The following is a 15,542-nucleotide window of genomic DNA, read 5'->3' on the forward strand; positions in this document are numbered from 1 at the left end:
GCCACGGCAACGGCCCGGCCCGGGGATAAGCGGCCAGGGATAGGCACGCCGGAGAGCATGGTCCGGACCGCTGGCCCAGGGCACGGCCCGGCCCGGAAGCGGCACGGCTCGGGCGCAGCACGGCCCAGGGGCAGCATGGCCCGGAAGCGGCACGGCCCGGAAGCAGCACCGCCCGGGAGCGGCACGGCCCGGGAGCGGGTCCCGGGCCGTGTCGCGTGGGTGGTCAGCGGATGGTGACCAGGTCCCGCAGTTCCGCCCGGTCGACAGCCCCGGACGTGCTCAGGCTGCGCGCCGCGGCGGCCGTCGGGTCCGGTGCCGGGACCGGGACGCACTGCTTGTCGGAGCGGTTGCCCGGGACGCGCTCGGGCAGCGCGCCGGTGTCCAGGTACGCCGCGATGGTGTCGTCGGTGCACGCGACCCCGTTGAGCGAGCCGGAGTGCGTGGTGCCGCCGACGCCCTCGACGAGGACCGAGCGCGGGAAGCGCTTGCGGACCTCGAGGCTGCCGGTGTACGGCGTCGCCGCGTCGTTGGTCTCGCCGATGAGCAGGATCGGCGGGGCCTTCTTGCCGTTGACGGTGACGGGCTTGCCGACCTTGCCGCCCCACGTGCGGCAGGGCGCGTTGAACCAGGCGTTGTTCCAGGTGATGAACGGCGCCTTGGCGTACACGCGCCAGTTGTCGTACTTCCACTTGGTCCAGCTCAGCGGCCACTGGACGTCGGTGCACTGGGTGGCGAGGTACATCGCGTACCCGTTGTCGGCACCCGGGTCACCGGCCTCCGGGTAGAGGGCGAGCAGCAGTTCGGCGTCGCCGTCGTTGACCCAGCCGGAGAACGCCTGCGCGATCACCGTCCAGTCGAAGACGTAGTAGCCGGCCGACACGAAGATGTCGTTCCACTCGTCGGGGCCGATCAGCCCGCCAGCCGGCGCCTTGCGCAGCTTCTGCAGGGTCGCGTAGTACTTCTGCTTGACCGTCTTGCCGGACTTGCCCAGGTGGTAGAGCGAGTCGTACCTGGCCACCCACGCGAAGTAGGTGTCCATGTTCTTGTCGAACGCGACGTCCTGGTCGAGGTTGGCGGCGTACCAGACGCGGCGGGGGTCGACGTTGCCGTCGAACACCATCCGGCGCACCTTGTCGGGGTGCAGGGTCGCGTAGACCTGACCGAGGTACGTGCCGTACGAGAAGCCGTAGAAGTTGATCTTCTCGGCGCCCAGCGCCTTGCGGATGCTCTCCATGTCGGCGACCGAGTCGGTGGTCTTGACGTGGTCGAGCAGCGCGCCGCCGGCCCGGTCGCAGGCCTTGGCGTACTTCGCGGTCTTGGTCAGCCAGGCGTTCTCGAGCTGCCGGTTGACCGGCACGAAGTAGGGCCGGTTGTAGCCCGCGTACTCCGGGTCGCAGGTCAGCGACGGCTGGCTGGAACCGACGCCGCGCGGGTCGAAACCGATCCAGTCGTAGTCGCCGCCGACGCCGCCGGGCACGTACTCACCGAGGACGGAGAGGGTCAGGCCGGAGCCGCCCGGCCCGCCCGGGTTGGTGAGCATGACGCCCTGGTAGTCGGCCTCGGACGACTTGTGCTTGATCCGCGACACGGCGAGCTTGATCTTGGTGCCGCCCGGCCGGGCGTAGTCCAACGGTACGGTCAGGAAGCCGCACTGTGCCCCACGGGCCTGCAGTCCGGCGCTCTCACAGGTGCCCCACGCGATCGGCGGCGGCGTGTATCCGCCTCCCGGGTGGGCCTGGGCCGGCGACAGCACGGCGCTGCCCCCGCCCGCGAGCCCGAGCGCCACGGCGGCGGCAGCCGCCAGGATTCTTCTCATCCCAAGCCTTTCCACTGGGCCGCCCGTCCTGGGCGACCTTCGGAGACTAGTCATCGAGCCATGCGCATCCGCCAGGACCGTAAGGCCGATGTCGGTGACCGGATAGTGCCACCCCACCCCCAGCGGCGCCGTTCACAGCTCGAGCACCTCGACGGTCACCGGCGTGGTGTCGCCCGGCTCGAGCCGCTGCGCCCGGCGGACGGCGCGCTTGACGGGCAGCACGTACGCCGCGCGCGCCTTGTCCGGAAAGATGGAGGTCGTCCAGGTGGTGGCGCCGATCCGGACCCGGACGCGCACCGCCCCGAACCCCCGGCGCAGGCCCCCGGTCAGCTCGCGGATCGTCTCGGACTCCTCGACGGGCAGGCTGACGAAGGTCCAGCTGTCGCCCTTGCGGGCGTCCCAGATCCACAGCTCGGCCTCGAAATCGATCACCACGGCGCCAGCATGGCACGGGGGTACGACAGGATCGCCCGCGGGAACGCGACGGTGAGCCGAACCGCGACGACGGTCACGGCGCCGTCGCACAGCCCCTCGCTCGCGGCGGGCGCGTCGGTGACGATCGGTTTCACCGCGAACGGCGCTGCCACCACGCCGGACGGGGTCGAACTCGGCTCGGCCACCTGCGCCTGAACGAGCGGAGCGCTCCCCGGCTGGAACGAGCGGAGCGGGGTCCGGAGGACCGGACCCCGCTCGGCGCGCCGGAAGGATGTCCGGAACGTAGGACGCCGCTGCGAATTCCACGGGGGAAGAACTCGCAACGGCGTGGCATCAATTTATCCGACCGGGCCGCTCGCGTCCAATCGGGAGCTTCCCCGGCGGCCCAGGACCGCGTGGTCGGCCAGGATCCGGCCGAGGCTCGCGGGCCGCGCCAGCAGGTATCCCTGTCCGTAGTCGACACCGAGGCGGCGCAGCATCTCGAGTTCCGCCGGCGTCTCGATCCCCTCGGCCACCAGGATCGCGCCGATGTCGCGGGCGAACGAGACCAGGGAGCGGGCCAGCGCCTGCCGGGAGGCATCGGTGTCGACGTCGCGTACCAGGGTGAGGTCCAGCTTGATCACGTTGGGGCGCAACTGCAGGATGTGCTTGAGGCTCGCGTAGCCCGCACCGGCGTCGTCCACCACGATGCGGATGCCCGCCGCCCGCATCCGCTCGGTCACGGAGATCAGCGCCAGGTAGTCGCTGACCTGCGTGTGCTCGGTCACTTCGAGCCCGATGCGCCGGTCCGCGTGCGCCAGCAGGGCCCGCTGCACCCGGTCGTCGAGCAGCGCCTCCGCCGACAGGTTGACGCACATCATCATGTCGGCGGGCACGGCGGGCAGGAACGCGAAGGCCCGGCGTACGGCCAGGAGTTCGAGGTCGACGCCGAGCCGGAACCGGCTCGCGGCCGCGAAGGCCCGGTCCGGGGTCGGGAACAGCTCGTGGTCGAAGCGGGCCAGCGCCTCGACCGCGGTGGGCACGCCGTCGCTCAGCCGTACGGCCGGCTGGAACACCATCCGCAGCCCGTCGGCGTCGAACAGCGACCGCACGGCCCGCTCGACCCGGGCCGCCGCGTGGTGTTCCTGGAGCTCGCGCCCGCCGATCAGGTCGCCGAGCATCGCCGCGACCGTCTCGAGGTACGCCAGCGAGCGCTCCTCCAGCCCGGGGTCGGGGTGGCGGCTGACGCAGCACAGCATGCCGCCGACGGCGCCGTCGGGGGTGCGCCACGGGACGCCGACGTAGGAGCCGATGCGCAGGTCGCGCGTCACGGCCAGGTCGCGGGTCACCGGGTGGCGGCGCGCCTCGCCCACCGCGGCGGGCAGCCGGCCGGCCAGGACGCGTACGCAATAGGAGCCGTCGGCGTCGGTCCCGTCCCCGACCACGATGTTCATGGCCGCGGTCTCCCCGGCGGCGGCGACGATGACCTGCCGGCCCTCGGCCAGCACCGACGCCCAGGCGACCTCGGTGCCCAGGTGAAGCCGGACGAGCGTGAGCAACCGTTCGACGACGGGGAGCTCGGCAGTGTTCACGCCGGGCCATTACGGCGGCCGGACGCCCGACTTGAGGCAATCACCCGGCCGGGTGGGTCCGTTGGTGCCGTAACCGCCTCCGGCCGGCCGAGGCGCCGCCTGTCGAGCGGCGGACCCTCGACAACCGGACGAGTGATTGTCAGGCCGTACCGCATGGACAAGGGTGATGATTCCCGGCCAATTCGTCCGTCGATCGCACCGAAGGTGACCCGATGAGTTTCTCCCCGCCGGCGTCCGTCAGCCTGCGCCTCCCGCAGGACTGGGCCGAGCTCGACCCGCGAGCCGGCGACCTCGCCGCCGACCTGCGGCGCGCCGTCGAGGCCCGGTGGGCGGCGCACGACCTGATCAGCACGGAGCGCCTGGTGGCCCTGCTCACCCCGCCCGCCCGGGAGCTGCGCCGGCAGGGTGAGCAAGCGTACGTCGTGGTCGTCGGCCTCTACACGGACGTCGTACCGGTGGCCGGTTCCACCGAGCCGCTCGTGGTCACCGCGCACGCGATGCTGAGCATGTCGCCGCCGGTGGGCTCGCTCGACGACGTACGCCGCGACCTCGGCGAGGCCGCGGAGACCGTGACCCTGCCGTCCGGCCCGGCCGTGCGCCTCAGCGGCCCGGTCCCGGTCCCCGCCCCGGACGGCCCGGGTGCCGCCTACCGCCGCTGGTACGTCGTGCCGGTCCCGGGCACCGACCGGGTGGCCACCCTGGCCTTCCTGACCCCGAACACCGAGCTGGCGGACGTCTTCAACGACGTCTTCGACGCGGTCGCGGACAGCCTGACCTTCGGCTGGAAGGACTGACGGCGCCGGCGCGTCCGGAGCGGGCGCCGCATCGGCAGGACGACCCGCAAGGGCGACGGACGCGGGCCGCGACCTGCACGGTCGCGGCCCGCGTCGCGGGCTCCGGCTTCCGGGGGCGACGGGGTGGCCTGCCGGACTGCCGGGCCGGGGGCCGGGCCGGGCTCTCACCAGGGGACGGGGCGCCCGGCCCGGAGCTCAGGTGGTCACGAAGTTGGCCATCATCGCCATGTCCTCGTGCTCGAGGTTGTGGCAGTGGAAGACGTACCGGCCGCGGTAGCCGGTGAAGCGCGTGATGACCTGGACCTGCTCGTTGGGCTTGAGGTCCACCGTGTCCTTCCAGCCGGCGTCGTAGACCCCCGGCTCCTTGTTGTTGCGGCTGATCACCTTGAACTGCACCAGGTGCAGGTGGATCGGATGGTGGAAGTCCGACTGGAACTGCCAGATCTCGGTGTCGCCGAGCTTCGGCATCGCGTCGTACCGGTGCGGGTCGAACGGCTTGCCGTTGGTGAGCCACCCGGTCATCGCGCCGACGCTGCCCGTACGGAAGGTGAAGTCGCGCTGGACCGTCGCCGAGGCCGGCGCCAGCGCGGGGGTGCTGGACAGGACGTCCGGGACCCGGCTGTCGTCGGTGGCCTTGGCACCCACCCGGAACTGCATCACCTGCCGGGTCGAGCCGGCGCCGAGCTCGTTGACGAGGTTGACCCGCTGGCCGGGGTTGTACCGTCCGAAGTCGACCACCACGTCGAAGCGTTCCGCCGAGGCGAACTCGATAGCGTCGTGGGTCACCGGCCGGTCGAGCAGGCCGCCGTCGGAGCCGATCTGGACGAACCCCTTGCCGCCCGGCGGCGGCGGGTCGAGGACCAGCCGGTAGCGGCGGGCGTTGGAGGCATTGAGCAGGCGCAGGCGGTGGCGCACGGCCGGGACCTCCGCGTACGGCCAGAGCACCCCGTTGACCAGGATCGCGTCGCCGAGCACGCCCGACGCGTACGCGTTCCGCACGCCCGGCTGCTTCGCCATCGTGGGGTCGAGGGCCGGGTATTGCAGGGTCCCGTCGGCGGCGAAGGACCGGTCGACGATCATCAGCGGCAGGTCGCGTCCCTCGGCGGGCAGGCCGAGCACCCCCTCCTCGTCGTCGTGGACGAGGTGGAAGCCGGCCAGCCCGCGCCAGACCGAGGCGCCGGTGTAGTCCATCCGGTGGTCGTGATACCAGAGGGTGGCCGCCCGCTGGTCGAGCGGGTATTCGTACTGCCGCTCGCCCTGGTGGAGCGCGCCGTGCAGGTGCGTGGCCATGCCGCCCCACGCACTGTCGTCCTTGGCGCCCACCGGCAGGATGAAGTCGATCGGGTAGCCGTCGAACTCCGGCGGGGTGTGGCCGCCGTGCAGGTGCACCACGGCCGGCACGGGCAGCTCGTTGCGGTGCTTGACCACCGTGCGGCGCCCGCTGCGGGACACCAGGGTGGGTCCGGGGAAGATCCCGTTGTATCCCCAGATCGGGGTGCGCACGCCGGGGATCAGCTCGGCGTCGGCCACCCGCTGGGTGATCTCGTAGTAGTCGGTGGTGCCGTCGGTGCGGGTGGGCCGCAGGACGGGCGGGATGACGAGCGGCTGCTGGTACGGCTCGGGCAGCGCGCGCCCGCTGCGCAGCAGCACGCCGGCGGACGAGGTGCCGCGCCAGTTGAGGCCGAGCGGCACGGCGACACCCGCGGTAGCGACGGCGCCGGCGCCGGCCAGCCCCGCCCGGAAGAGCGTGCGCCGGGAGATCTGACGGCTCACGAGCGCTCCTCGGCGGCCGCGTCGTCCTTGCCGTTCGCCCGCGGCCACCAGTCGTGGGGCTTCGGCCGCCACACCCACACGAGCATGAGGACGGTCACGACGACCAGGCCGACGCCGAGCGGGACGTGGATCACCAGGGAGCGGGAGAAGCCCAGCACGATCTGCAGGGCGATGAGCCCGAACATGCCGGCGGTGTAGAAGGCGGGCCAGAGCGGGCCACCGCCGGGCCAGCGCAGCAGCACCGCGGCGATCAGCTGCACCAGCAGCACGATGCCGGTGTAGGTGGCGTTCTCCCGGTGCACGTGCAGGGCGGGGAAGTCGCCGGAGAGGAACCGCCCGGCGTAGACCGCCTGGTCGAAGATCAGCACCGTCTCGACGAGGGCGACGACCCGCAGCGGCCAGTAGGCCCAGGGCCGGGCCACCCGCGCCACCTTGCCGGTGGTTTCGGGACTTCCCAGGGTCGCCGGCGCCTGATCGCCGATCTCGAGCCGTGAGCTCATCGTGCCAATTCCTCCTGAGAGCCGGGAACGGACGGCCGCCGGGCGACCGGCGTCTGGGGCAACACTAGCATCGCTATATAAAGCGTGGCACACCAAGAGTTGCTACATAATGGCGAGCGGCCGCGGGTGCCCCTCGAGCCAGATCCGGCCGAGCGCGCCGAGCAGCGCCCGGTGCTCCACGCCCGGCCTGCCGGCCCGCACCGGCATGGCGGCCACCGCGTCGCTGCGTCCCTCCAGCACCGCCGGGTGGGCGCGCGCCGCCATGGTCAGCGCGCGCCCCGGGCCCGCCTCGACCAGCAGCACGTCGCGCTCGGTGAGCAGCGCGTCCAGGGCGTCCCAGAACAGCACCGGGGTGGCGACCTGGCCGGCCAGGAATTCCGGGTCCACCGCCTGCCGGTCGGTGAGCCGGCGCCCGGTGCGGGTGGAGTAGATCGGGATGCGGGGCGGCGCCAGGGTCGTCGCCGCGAGCGCCTCGCGGTACCGGCGGGCCGTCGGCGCCATCAGCGGGGAGTGGAACGGCACGGGGATCTGGGCGCGTACCGGGGCGCGGCCCGCGTCGATCAGGCGCTGCTCGGCGACGGCGAGCGCGGCGTCGGTGCCGACCACGAGCGTCTGCCGGGGGCCGTTGCGGACGCCCACCGTGGCGCCCGGCGGCAGCAGCCCGGCCACCCAGTCCGGGTCGGCCGCGACGGCGAGCAGGCCGCCGGGCGGCGCGGAGGAGTAGTGCGGGGCCCGCGCGGCGAGGTGCCGGGCGGCCTCCGCGACGCCGATCACGCCCGCGACGGCGAAGGCGGCGAACTCGCCGACGCTGTGGCCGATCAGGGCGGCGGGCTCGACGCCCGCCGCGGCGAGGTGACCGGCGATCGCCACGTCGAGGGCGAACAGCAGGGGCTGCCCGCGCTCGGCGGCGTGCACCGGGATGCGGGGGCGGGCGGTGAGCCAGTCCGCGTGCAGTTCGGCGCCGCCGGGCCCGTACGCCCGCAGGAACCCGTCCATCGCCTCGGCCACGTCGCCGAACGCGGCGTACAGCTGGACGCCCATCCGCGGGTACTGCGAGCCGTGGCCGGGCAGCAGGAGCGCCACCGGACGGGCCGCGCGCTCGTCGGTGCGGCGTACGCCCGCGAACGCCGGGCGGGTCAGCAGCGCCAGGTCGGCGGGGTCCCCGTCGGTGACGAACGCGCCGCGTACGGGATGATCGGGGTCCGCCTCGGCGGCGAGCCGATCGGCGAGCGCGACCAGCGCGGAGTCGCCGGCCGCCGCGATCCGCCCCGGCAGCCGCTCCCGCAGCTCCCGCTCGGCCTCCGCGGTCGGCGCCGACCAGGTCAGCAGCACCGGCCGCGGCAGCCGGTCCGGGCGCACCCCCGTCGCGACGGGCACCGCGGCGGTCACCGCAGCGCTCCGACGGAGACCGCCGGGGCGGCCGGCGCCCGGTCCAGGAACGGGATCGCGCCGGTACGCCGGCCGATCCGGCGCAGCACGTCCGCCGGCCCGGCGTCCCACAGCGCCGCCACGCCCCGCTCCGCCGCCGCCGACGTCGCCTCGTGCCAGCGCACCGGCAGGACCAGCCACCGGGCCAGCAGCTCGGGCAGGCCGGCGGTGTCGGCGCGCACGCAGAGGTCCACACTGGACAGCAGTGGCACCCGCGGCGGCCGGAACCGCACGTTGGCGACGGCCGCCTCCCACTCCTGGAGCACCTCGACCATCAGCGACGAGTGGTACGCGCCCCGGATCTGCAGGCGCCGCGCCGAGCCCACCCCCTCCCGCACCCGGCGGACCATGGTGTCGACGGAACGCTCGTCGCCGCAGAGCACCGTCTGGCGGCGATCGTTGAAGCCGGACGGCTCCAGCACGCCGCCCGACTCCGCGACGACCAGCCGGCGCTGCCACTCGACCGTGTCCCGGTCCAGGCCGACGACCGCGACCAGGGCGCTCGGCCGGCGCCGGTACTGCTCGTCGCCGATCTCGCCGAGCGAGCGGACGAGCCGCAGCCCGTCGTACGGGTCGATCGCGCCGGCGTACGCCATCGCGGTGATCTCGCCCATGCTGTGGCCCATCGCCACCGGCACCGGCGCGTCCTCGCCCCCCGCCGCCCAGGCGCCGATCAGGCCCAGGGCGTACGTGCACGGCTGCGCCACCCGGGTGTCGCTGAAGTCGGCCGTGGCGGGGTCGTGGTCGATGACCTGCTCGAGCGCGCGGACGAGCGGATGGTCGCGGTGGCGCTGCAGGCCGCGGCCCAGCGCCTCGGTGTCACTGATCTGGCCCGGAAAGGCCACCCCGGGCAGGGTCCCGGACGGGTCGAACGGCATCGGCTCAGCTCTCCTTCGTCAGGCCCGGTACGTCCAGCCGGCGGCCCGGAAGCGCTTGGCGTCCAGCGCGTACCGGCCGTCGATGAGGTTGCGGCGGCGCACGGCGGTGCCGAGGGCCAGCGGGTCGAGGCGGCGGAACTCGTCCCACTCGCAGAGCAGCAGCACGAGGTCCGCCTCGGCGACGGCCTCGTCGAGCGAGCCGGCCACCGACAGCTGCCGGTACGCCTGCCGCACGGCCGCCCCGGCAACGGGGTCGTAGACGACGACGTCCGCGCCGGCGCGCTGGATGCCCGACGCCACGTGCAGCGCGGGCGAGTCCCGGATGTCGTCGGTGCCCGGCTTGAAGCTGGCACCCAGCACGCACACCCGCGCACCCCGGTACGACCCCAGCAGCTCCAGCCCGAGGTCGACCAGCCGGCGCCGGCGCCGCAGGTTGACGTCGTCGACGGCCTCCAGGAAGGACACCGCCCCGCTGACGCCGAGCTCCCGCGCGCGGGCGTGCAGGCCGCGGAGGTCCTTCGGCAGGCAGCCGCCGCCGTAGCCGAGGCCGGGGTGGAGCGAGCGGCGACCGATCCGCGGGTCGCTGCCCAGCGCGTCGGCGAGCGCGAGCACGTCGGCGCCGGTCGCCTCGCAGATCTCGGCCAGGCCGTTCACGAACGAGATCTTGGTGGCCAGGAACGCGTTGGCGGCGGCCTTGACCAGCTCGCTGGTGGCCGGGTCAGTCACGTGGACCGCGGTGCCGGCCGACACCAGCGGCTGGTACGTGAGCCGCAGCATCTGCTCGGCCCATCCGGACGACACCCCGAAGACGAGCCGGTCCGGGGTGAGGGTGTCGGCCACCGCCTGGCCCTCGCGCAGGAATTCCGGGCTCCACGCCACCTCGACCCGGCTGCCCGCCGGCGCCACCTCGGCCACCAGCGCGGCCATCCGCTCGGCCGTGCCGACCGGCACGGTCGACTTGCCGACGATCAGCGCCGAGTGGTCCAGGTGCCTCGCCAGGTCGCGGAACGCCTGCTCCACGTGGCTGGTGTCCCACGCGTCCGAACCGGCCTGCTGCGGCGTGCCCACGCAGACGAAGTGCACGTCGGCGTTCAGTGCCACCTCGCGGAAGGACGTGCCGAAGCGCAACCGTCCACTGCGGACGTGCCGGGCCAGCATCGGCCCCAGATCGGGTTCGTGGAAGGGCATCTCGCCGGCGGCCAGCCGGGCCACCTTCACCGGGTCCACGTCCACGGCGACGACGTCGTGCCCGAGCTCCGCCATGCACGCCGCATGGGTCACGCCGAGATAGCCGGTGCCGATGACGCCGATCCGCAGTCGGACAGGTTCCATGTCGCCTCCTCCGTCGACCACCGACGCTATTGACCGCGCCGCCGCGGGTCGCCCACCGCGGTGATGAGGTTCCGGCTCCTCCCCGGAGCCGGTCGCCGGCCGCCCGTACGCGCCCGCCCGAACGCCCCTGACCTGCGCGGGCAGGCCCGCAGCAGGGTGCGCGTCCACTGTGCGGGGGACGCCGCCACCACCACCGCGGTCGGAAGACTCCCCCGCCCGTGCGGACCTAGGTTCACCCGTGTCGGCGCAACCGGCGCCGTCTTCCGCGAAAGAGGCACCCGACATGGCGACGCAACGAACGAGTCCCCGCACCGCCGGCGTGCGGACCCCGCCCCGCGCGGCCGGGGTCCTGTCCCGCGAGAGCGGTCACGAGCAGGTCGTCTTCTGTCACGAGCCGCGCAGCGGCCTGCGGGCGATCATCGCGATCTACTCGACCGCGCTCGGGCCCGCGCTCGGCGGCACCCGGTTCTACCCGTACGCGTGCGAGGAGGACGCCCTCGCCGACGTGCTGGAGCTGTCGAAGGGGATGGCGTACAAGAACGCCATCGCCGGCCTGGACCTGGGCGGCGGCAAGGCGGTCATCATCGGCGACCCCGAGCGCGACAAGTCCGAGATGCTGCTGCGCGCGTTCGGCCGCTTCGTGCAGTCGCTGGCGGGGCGCTACATCACGGCCTGCGACATCGGTACGTTCTCCGCGGACATGGACGTGGTGGCCCGGGAGAGCTCCTACGTCACCGGGCGCAGCACCGAGCTCGGCGGCGCGGGCGACTCGGCGGTGCTGACCGCCCACGGCGTCCTGCTCGGCATGCGGGCCGCCGGCGAGCAGGTGTGGGGCCGCTGGGGCGCGCCGTGGCAGCGGCGGATCGGCATCCAGGGCGTCGGCAAGGTCGGCTTCCGGCTGGCGCGGACCCTGGCCGAGGAGGGCGCCACGGTCATCGTGCACGACGTCGACCAGCGGGCGCTGGACCGGGCCCGCGCGGAGATCCCCGGCGTGCAGATCGCGCCGGACCTCGACGCGCTGCTCACCGCGGACCTCGACGTCTTCGCGCCGTGCGCGATGGGCGGCGTGCTGGACGAGCGTACGGTCTCCCGGCTCAGCGCCCGCGTCGTGTGCGGCGCCGCGAACAACCAGCTCGCCGACGAGACCGTGGCGAAGCTGCTCGACGACCGCGGCATCCTGTACGCCCCCGACTACGTCGTCAACGCCGGCGGGGTCATCCAGGTCGCCGACGAGATCGGCGGCTTCGACCTGGTCCGCGCCACCAAGCGGGCGGACCGCATCTACGACGTCACCCGCGAGATCTTCCGCCGCGGCGCCGCGGACCGGGTCCGCCCCGACGTGGCCGCCGCCCGGATCGCCGAGGCCCGGATGGCCGACCTGGCCGCCGTCCGCACGGTGCACCTGCCCCGGACCGCCTGAGCGCCGTCCACCCCTTCCCGAACAGGAGCGAACAACATGTGGTCTTCCGTGCTCACCGGCGTCAGCCTCGTCGGCAGCGGCATCCAGGCGGGTGCCCTGCTCATGGTCCTGTACGGCGTCTGCCCGACGTTCCGGCGGATTCCCGTGCCCGAGTGGATGCGCCTGCACGTGGCGCTGGACAGCAGCATCGAGCGGTACATGCCGGCCCTCAACATCGTCACCGGGCTGACCACGCTCATCCTGCTGTTCCTGCCCCAGGAACCCGAGGTACGCGCCCTGCGCATCGTGGCGCTGGCGCACAACATCGCCCTCGCGGTGGTGTCCGAGATGGTCAACGTGCGCATCAACAAGGACATCGCCGCCCGCGTCCTGGTGCCGGCCGGCGGCGTGCCGGGCCCGTCCCTGGACGAGCTGACCGAGGACGAGACCGAGCGCCTGGTCGCGGTCCGCGAACGGTGGATCCGCACGCACGGCTGGCGGACCCTCATCATCGTGACCGGCTTCGTCGAGTACGTCATCGCGGTCCTGCTCACCACCTGAGGGCGCGAAAGAGGCCCCGCCGGCTCACCGGCGGGGCCTCTTCCGTGTGCTCAGCCGACCGCGCCGAGCACCAGCGCGCTGTTGAAGCCGCCCACCCCGCGGGCCACGACGAGGGCGTGACGCAGGCGCTCCGGGCGTACCGGCTCGGTCACGAACGTCAGGCCGTAGCCGGCGGAGGCCGGGTCGAGGTTGACGGTGGGCGGGATGACGCCGTGGCGCAGCGCCAGGGCCGCCCACGAGACGTCGAGCGGGCCGCCGCCCGAGTAGAGCCGCCCCACCATGCTCTTCGGGGCGGTCACCGGAATGCCGCCGGCCGCGTCGCCGAACACCTGCCGCAGCGCCGCGACCTCGATGCCGTCGGCGCCGCGCGCCCCGGCCGCGTCCGCGAACACGACGTCGATGTCGTGCGGGGCCAGCCCGGCCCGCGAGATGGCGGTCGCCATCGCCCGGGCCAGCTGGCGCCCGCCGGGGTCGGGCTCGGTGTGGTGGTGGGCGTCGTGGGTGGCGGCGTGACCGAGGACCTCCGCGTACGGCTCGGCGCCGCGGTCCCGGGCGGAATCGAGGCTCTCGACGACCACCATGGCGCCGCCCTCGCCGGGCAGGTAGCCGCCGGCCGCCGCGTCGAACGGGCGGTAGCCGTCGCCGGCGTCGCCCGCCGTGCTCATCGCCTGCAGGTCCGCCTGGCAGACCAGGGCGTACGGCGTCAGCGGCGCCTCGGTGCCGCCGACCACGACGGCCTGGCCGCCGCGGGTGATCACCCGGCGTGCCTGGCCGAAGACGTCGAGGCCGCCCGCGGTGTCGGCGACGAGCACGCCGCAGCTCCCCCGCAGCTTGTGCAGGATGGAGATCTGGCCCGAGCTGGCCGCGTAGAACCAGGCGATCGACTGGTACGCGGTGACCGTCTCCGACCCCTGCGCCCACAACGACTGGATCTCCCGCTGCCCGAACTCGTTGCCGCCGGACGCCGCCGCGGTGACCACCGAGACGGCGTACGGGTCCATCGACGCCGGGTCGAGCCCCGCGTCGGTGAACGCCATCGTCGTCGCGGCCAGCGCGAACCAGGTGAACCGGTCGGTCTGGACGATCAGCTTGTTGCTCACGTGCGCCCGCTCGTCGAAACCCTCGACCTGCCCGGCGAGCTGGATCGGCGAGGTGTCCGGGTACCGGGTGAACGGCGTGATGCAGCACTTGCCGGCGAGCGTGGCCGACCAGTGGTCGGCCACGCCGATGCCGGTGGGCGCGACGACGCCGAGCCCGGTGATGACCGCCCGAGGCGTCATCGTGACCTCCCCACTTCCGAGAACACCATCGCGGACTGGAACCCGCCGAACCCGCTGCCGACCGAGAGGGCGTGCGGCACCGCGACGTCGCGCGCCTCCACCGGCACGTAGTCCAGGTCGCACTCCGGGTCGGGCTCGTACAGGTTGGCGGTGGGCGGCACGGAACCCCGGTCGATGGCGAGCGCGCACGCCGCCATCTCCAGCGCGCCGATCGCGCCGAGCGAGTGGCCCAGCATGGACTTGATCGAGCTGATCGGGGTGCGGTACGCGGCGTCGCCGAGGATCCGCTTGTACGCCCCGGTCTCGTGCCGGTCGTTCTGCTTGGTGCCCGAACCGTGCGCGCTGATGTAGCCGAGCTGCTCCGGCGCCACCCCGGCCTGGCTCATGGCCAGCCGGATCGCCTCGGCGAGCTCCAGCCCGTCCGGGTGCAGGCCGGTCATGTGGAACGCGTTGGCCCGGCTCGCGTAGCCGGCCACCTCGCAGTAGATCGCCGCGTGGCGGGCCTTGGCGCGTTCGTACTCCTCGAGCACGAGCATCGCGCACCCCTCGCCCATGACGAAGCCCTGGCGGGTGTTGTCGAACGGGCGGGACGCGCGGACCGGGTCGTCGTTGTGCGGGCTGGTGGCGCGGATCGCGTCGAAGCAGGCGTACGAGATCGGCGAGATCGGCGACTCGCTGCCGCCGGCCAGCATCACGTCGGCCTCGCCGTCGATGATCTGCTGCGCGGCGTGCCCGATGGCGTCGATGCCGGACGTGCACCCGGTGGAGATCATCGTGGCCGGGCCGTGCGCGCCGAACTTCATCGACACCTCGGTGACCAGCGCGGACGGCACGAAGACCGAGTACATGAACGGCATCGCGTACCGGCCGTCCACCTCCCAGTTGCGGCCGCGGTCGCTGACCGCGACGTACTCGGTCTCCAGCCGGGTGGTCGCGCCGACGGCACTGCCGACGCTCACCCCGACCTGGTCGCCGTCCCACCGGAGCGGGTCGAGCCCGGAGTCGGCGATCGCCTCGGTGCCGGCCACCAGCGCGAACTGGGCGAACCGGTCGTTGCGCCGGATCTCCTGCGCGGAGAGCCCGCCGGCGACCGGGTCGAAGTCGCACTCCGCCGCGACCTGCGAGCGGAACCCGGTGGGGTCGAACAGGGTCGCCCGGCGGGTGGCCGGCACGCCGCTGAGGATGCGCTCCCAGAACGCCTCCCGCCCGGGCGTGCCGGGTGCCACCACGCCGATGCCGGTGACCACGACGCGTCGTTCCGCCATGCTCAGCCCCCGACTTCGGAGAGCGCCGCCGAGGGCTCGGCGACCTCTTCCGTGTCGACGTGCCCGAGCTCCGGCGACGGCGCCAGCGGGCTGAGGAAGAACACGGCGACCGCCGGGCCGCCGCCCGCGTTGACCATCCGGTGCCGTACGCCCTTCGGCACGAACAGCGTCTGGTTCGCCCGCACCGTACGCGGGTCGCCGTCGAGGTCGATGCGCAGCTCACCCTCGACGACGTAGAGGAATTCCTCGGAGTACGGGTGGTAGTGCTCGGAGACCGTCTCCCCCGGGGCGAGCCGGACCGCGCCGGCGAAGCCGGAGGTGCTGCCCACGGTAGCCGGCGACAGCAGGGTGCGCAGATCGCCGCCGCGGCGCCGGTTGGCCGGCACGTCGGCGAAGTCCATGACCCGCCGCCGGGCGAGCTCGACCCGCTCCTTGATGACGGCCATCTGCACGACCGTGTTGGCGTTCAGCCGGTCCCGCATGCCCGCGTCGTCGATCGGCGCGGAGGGC

15 protein-coding genes are annotated in these 15,542 nt (G+C 73.6%); 3 read left to right on the plus strand and 12 right to left on the minus strand.

Annotated elements, in window-relative coordinates; genetic code table 11:
• Window positions 1-223: 223 nt before the first annotated feature.
• The 4 genes from CLV70_RS24625 to CLV70_RS24640 form a co-directional block, all read right to left on the minus strand.
• Window positions 224-1,816 carry an alpha/beta hydrolase gene (locus CLV70_RS24625; protein ID WP_106128953.1) on the minus strand — a complete coding sequence of 531 codons (1,593 nt, stop codon included), beginning with the start codon at window positions 1,814-1,816 and terminating at the stop codon, window positions 224-226.
• A 132-nt stretch (window positions 1,817-1,948) separates the two neighbouring features.
• Complete coding sequence (locus tag CLV70_RS24630) at window positions 1,949-2,251, minus strand: DUF1905 domain-containing protein (RefSeq protein WP_106128954.1); 303 nt, start codon at window positions 2,249-2,251, stop codon at window positions 1,949-1,951.
• The gene (locus tag CLV70_RS39815) at window positions 2,245-2,436 is read right to left on the minus strand and encodes a hypothetical protein (RefSeq protein WP_158277817.1); all 192 of its coding nucleotides are present in this window, start codon (window positions 2,434-2,436) and stop codon (window positions 2,245-2,247) included. Before CLV70_RS39815 ends, CLV70_RS24630 begins: the two co-directional genes overlap by 7 nt.
• A gap of 153 nt (window positions 2,437-2,589) precedes the next feature.
• On the minus strand, window positions 2,590-3,822 hold the full coding sequence (locus tag CLV70_RS24640; RefSeq protein ID WP_106128956.1) for an EAL domain-containing protein: 1,233 nt from the start codon (window positions 3,820-3,822) through the stop codon (window positions 2,590-2,592).
• Window positions 3,823-4,034: 212 nt separating this feature from the next.
• Here CLV70_RS24640 and CLV70_RS24645 point away from each other — a divergent pair, with 212 nt between their 5' ends.
• Entirely contained in the window at window positions 4,035-4,616 is a 582-nt protein-coding gene (locus CLV70_RS24645; RefSeq protein ID WP_106128957.1) for a hypothetical protein, read from the plus strand.
• A gap of 195 nt (window positions 4,617-4,811) precedes the next feature.
• On the opposite strand, the gene CLV70_RS24650 is transcribed toward CLV70_RS24645, so the two are convergent.
• The 5 genes from CLV70_RS24650 to CLV70_RS24670 form a co-directional block, all read right to left on the minus strand.
• Window positions 4,812-6,389, minus strand: a complete 1,578-nt coding sequence (locus CLV70_RS24650) for a multicopper oxidase family protein (protein WP_106128958.1) — start codon at window positions 6,387-6,389, stop codon at window positions 4,812-4,814.
• A complete protein-coding gene (locus CLV70_RS24655; protein WP_106128959.1) occupies window positions 6,386-6,889 on the minus strand; it encodes a hypothetical protein in 504 nt (167 codons plus the stop codon). The genes CLV70_RS24650 and CLV70_RS24655 overlap by 4 nt, the downstream gene beginning before the upstream one ends.
• A gap of 102 nt (window positions 6,890-6,991) precedes the next feature.
• Window positions 6,992-8,278, minus strand: a complete 1,287-nt coding sequence (locus tag CLV70_RS24660) for an acyltransferase domain-containing protein (RefSeq protein WP_106128960.1) — start codon at window positions 8,276-8,278, stop codon at window positions 6,992-6,994.
• The gene (locus CLV70_RS24665) at window positions 8,275-9,195 is read right to left on the minus strand and encodes an ACP S-malonyltransferase (protein WP_106128961.1); all 921 of its coding nucleotides are present in this window, start codon (window positions 9,193-9,195) and stop codon (window positions 8,275-8,277) included. The genes CLV70_RS24660 and CLV70_RS24665 overlap by 4 nt, the downstream gene beginning before the upstream one ends.
• A gap of 18 nt (window positions 9,196-9,213) precedes the next feature.
• The gene (locus CLV70_RS24670; protein ID WP_106128962.1) at window positions 9,214-10,527 is read right to left on the minus strand and encodes a UDP-glucose dehydrogenase family protein; all 1,314 of its coding nucleotides are present in this window, start codon (window positions 10,525-10,527) and stop codon (window positions 9,214-9,216) included.
• A 283-nt stretch (window positions 10,528-10,810) separates the two neighbouring features.
• Here CLV70_RS24670 and CLV70_RS24675 point away from each other — a divergent pair, with 283 nt between their 5' ends.
• Together CLV70_RS24675 and CLV70_RS24680 are read left to right on the plus strand one after the other, a co-directional pair.
• The gene (locus tag CLV70_RS24675; protein WP_106128963.1) at window positions 10,811-11,947 is read left to right on the plus strand and encodes a Glu/Leu/Phe/Val dehydrogenase dimerization domain-containing protein; all 1,137 of its coding nucleotides are present in this window, start codon (window positions 10,811-10,813) and stop codon (window positions 11,945-11,947) included.
• A gap of 36 nt (window positions 11,948-11,983) precedes the next feature.
• Entirely contained in the window at window positions 11,984-12,487 is a 504-nt protein-coding gene (locus CLV70_RS24680) for an anthrone oxygenase family protein (RefSeq protein ID WP_106128964.1), read from the plus strand.
• A gap of 50 nt (window positions 12,488-12,537) precedes the next feature.
• Here the strand turns inward: CLV70_RS24680 and CLV70_RS24685 are convergent, their stop codons facing one another.
• The 3 genes from CLV70_RS24685 to CLV70_RS40475 are packed head-to-tail and all read right to left on the minus strand — an operon-like array spanning window position 12,538 to window position 15,478.
• On the minus strand, window positions 12,538-13,767 hold the full coding sequence (locus CLV70_RS24685) for a beta-ketoacyl synthase N-terminal-like domain-containing protein (protein ID WP_106128965.1): 1,230 nt from the start codon (window positions 13,765-13,767) through the stop codon (window positions 12,538-12,540).
• A complete protein-coding gene (locus CLV70_RS24690; RefSeq protein ID WP_106128966.1) occupies window positions 13,764-15,032 on the minus strand; it encodes a beta-ketoacyl-[acyl-carrier-protein] synthase family protein in 1,269 nt (422 codons plus the stop codon). Before CLV70_RS24690 ends, CLV70_RS24685 begins: the two co-directional genes overlap by 4 nt.
• Window positions 15,033-15,034: 2 nt before the next feature.
• Window positions 15,035-15,478: a cupin domain-containing protein gene (locus CLV70_RS40475; RefSeq protein ID WP_211303873.1), complete on the minus strand. Its 444-nt coding sequence runs from the start codon at window positions 15,476-15,478 to the stop codon at window positions 15,035-15,037.
• Window positions 15,479-15,542 lie beyond the last annotated feature (64 nt).

Source organism: Pseudosporangium ferrugineum (genome assembly GCF_003002065.1).
Classification (GTDB): domain Bacteria; phylum Actinomycetota; class Actinomycetes; order Mycobacteriales; family Micromonosporaceae; genus Actinoplanes; species Actinoplanes ferrugineus_A.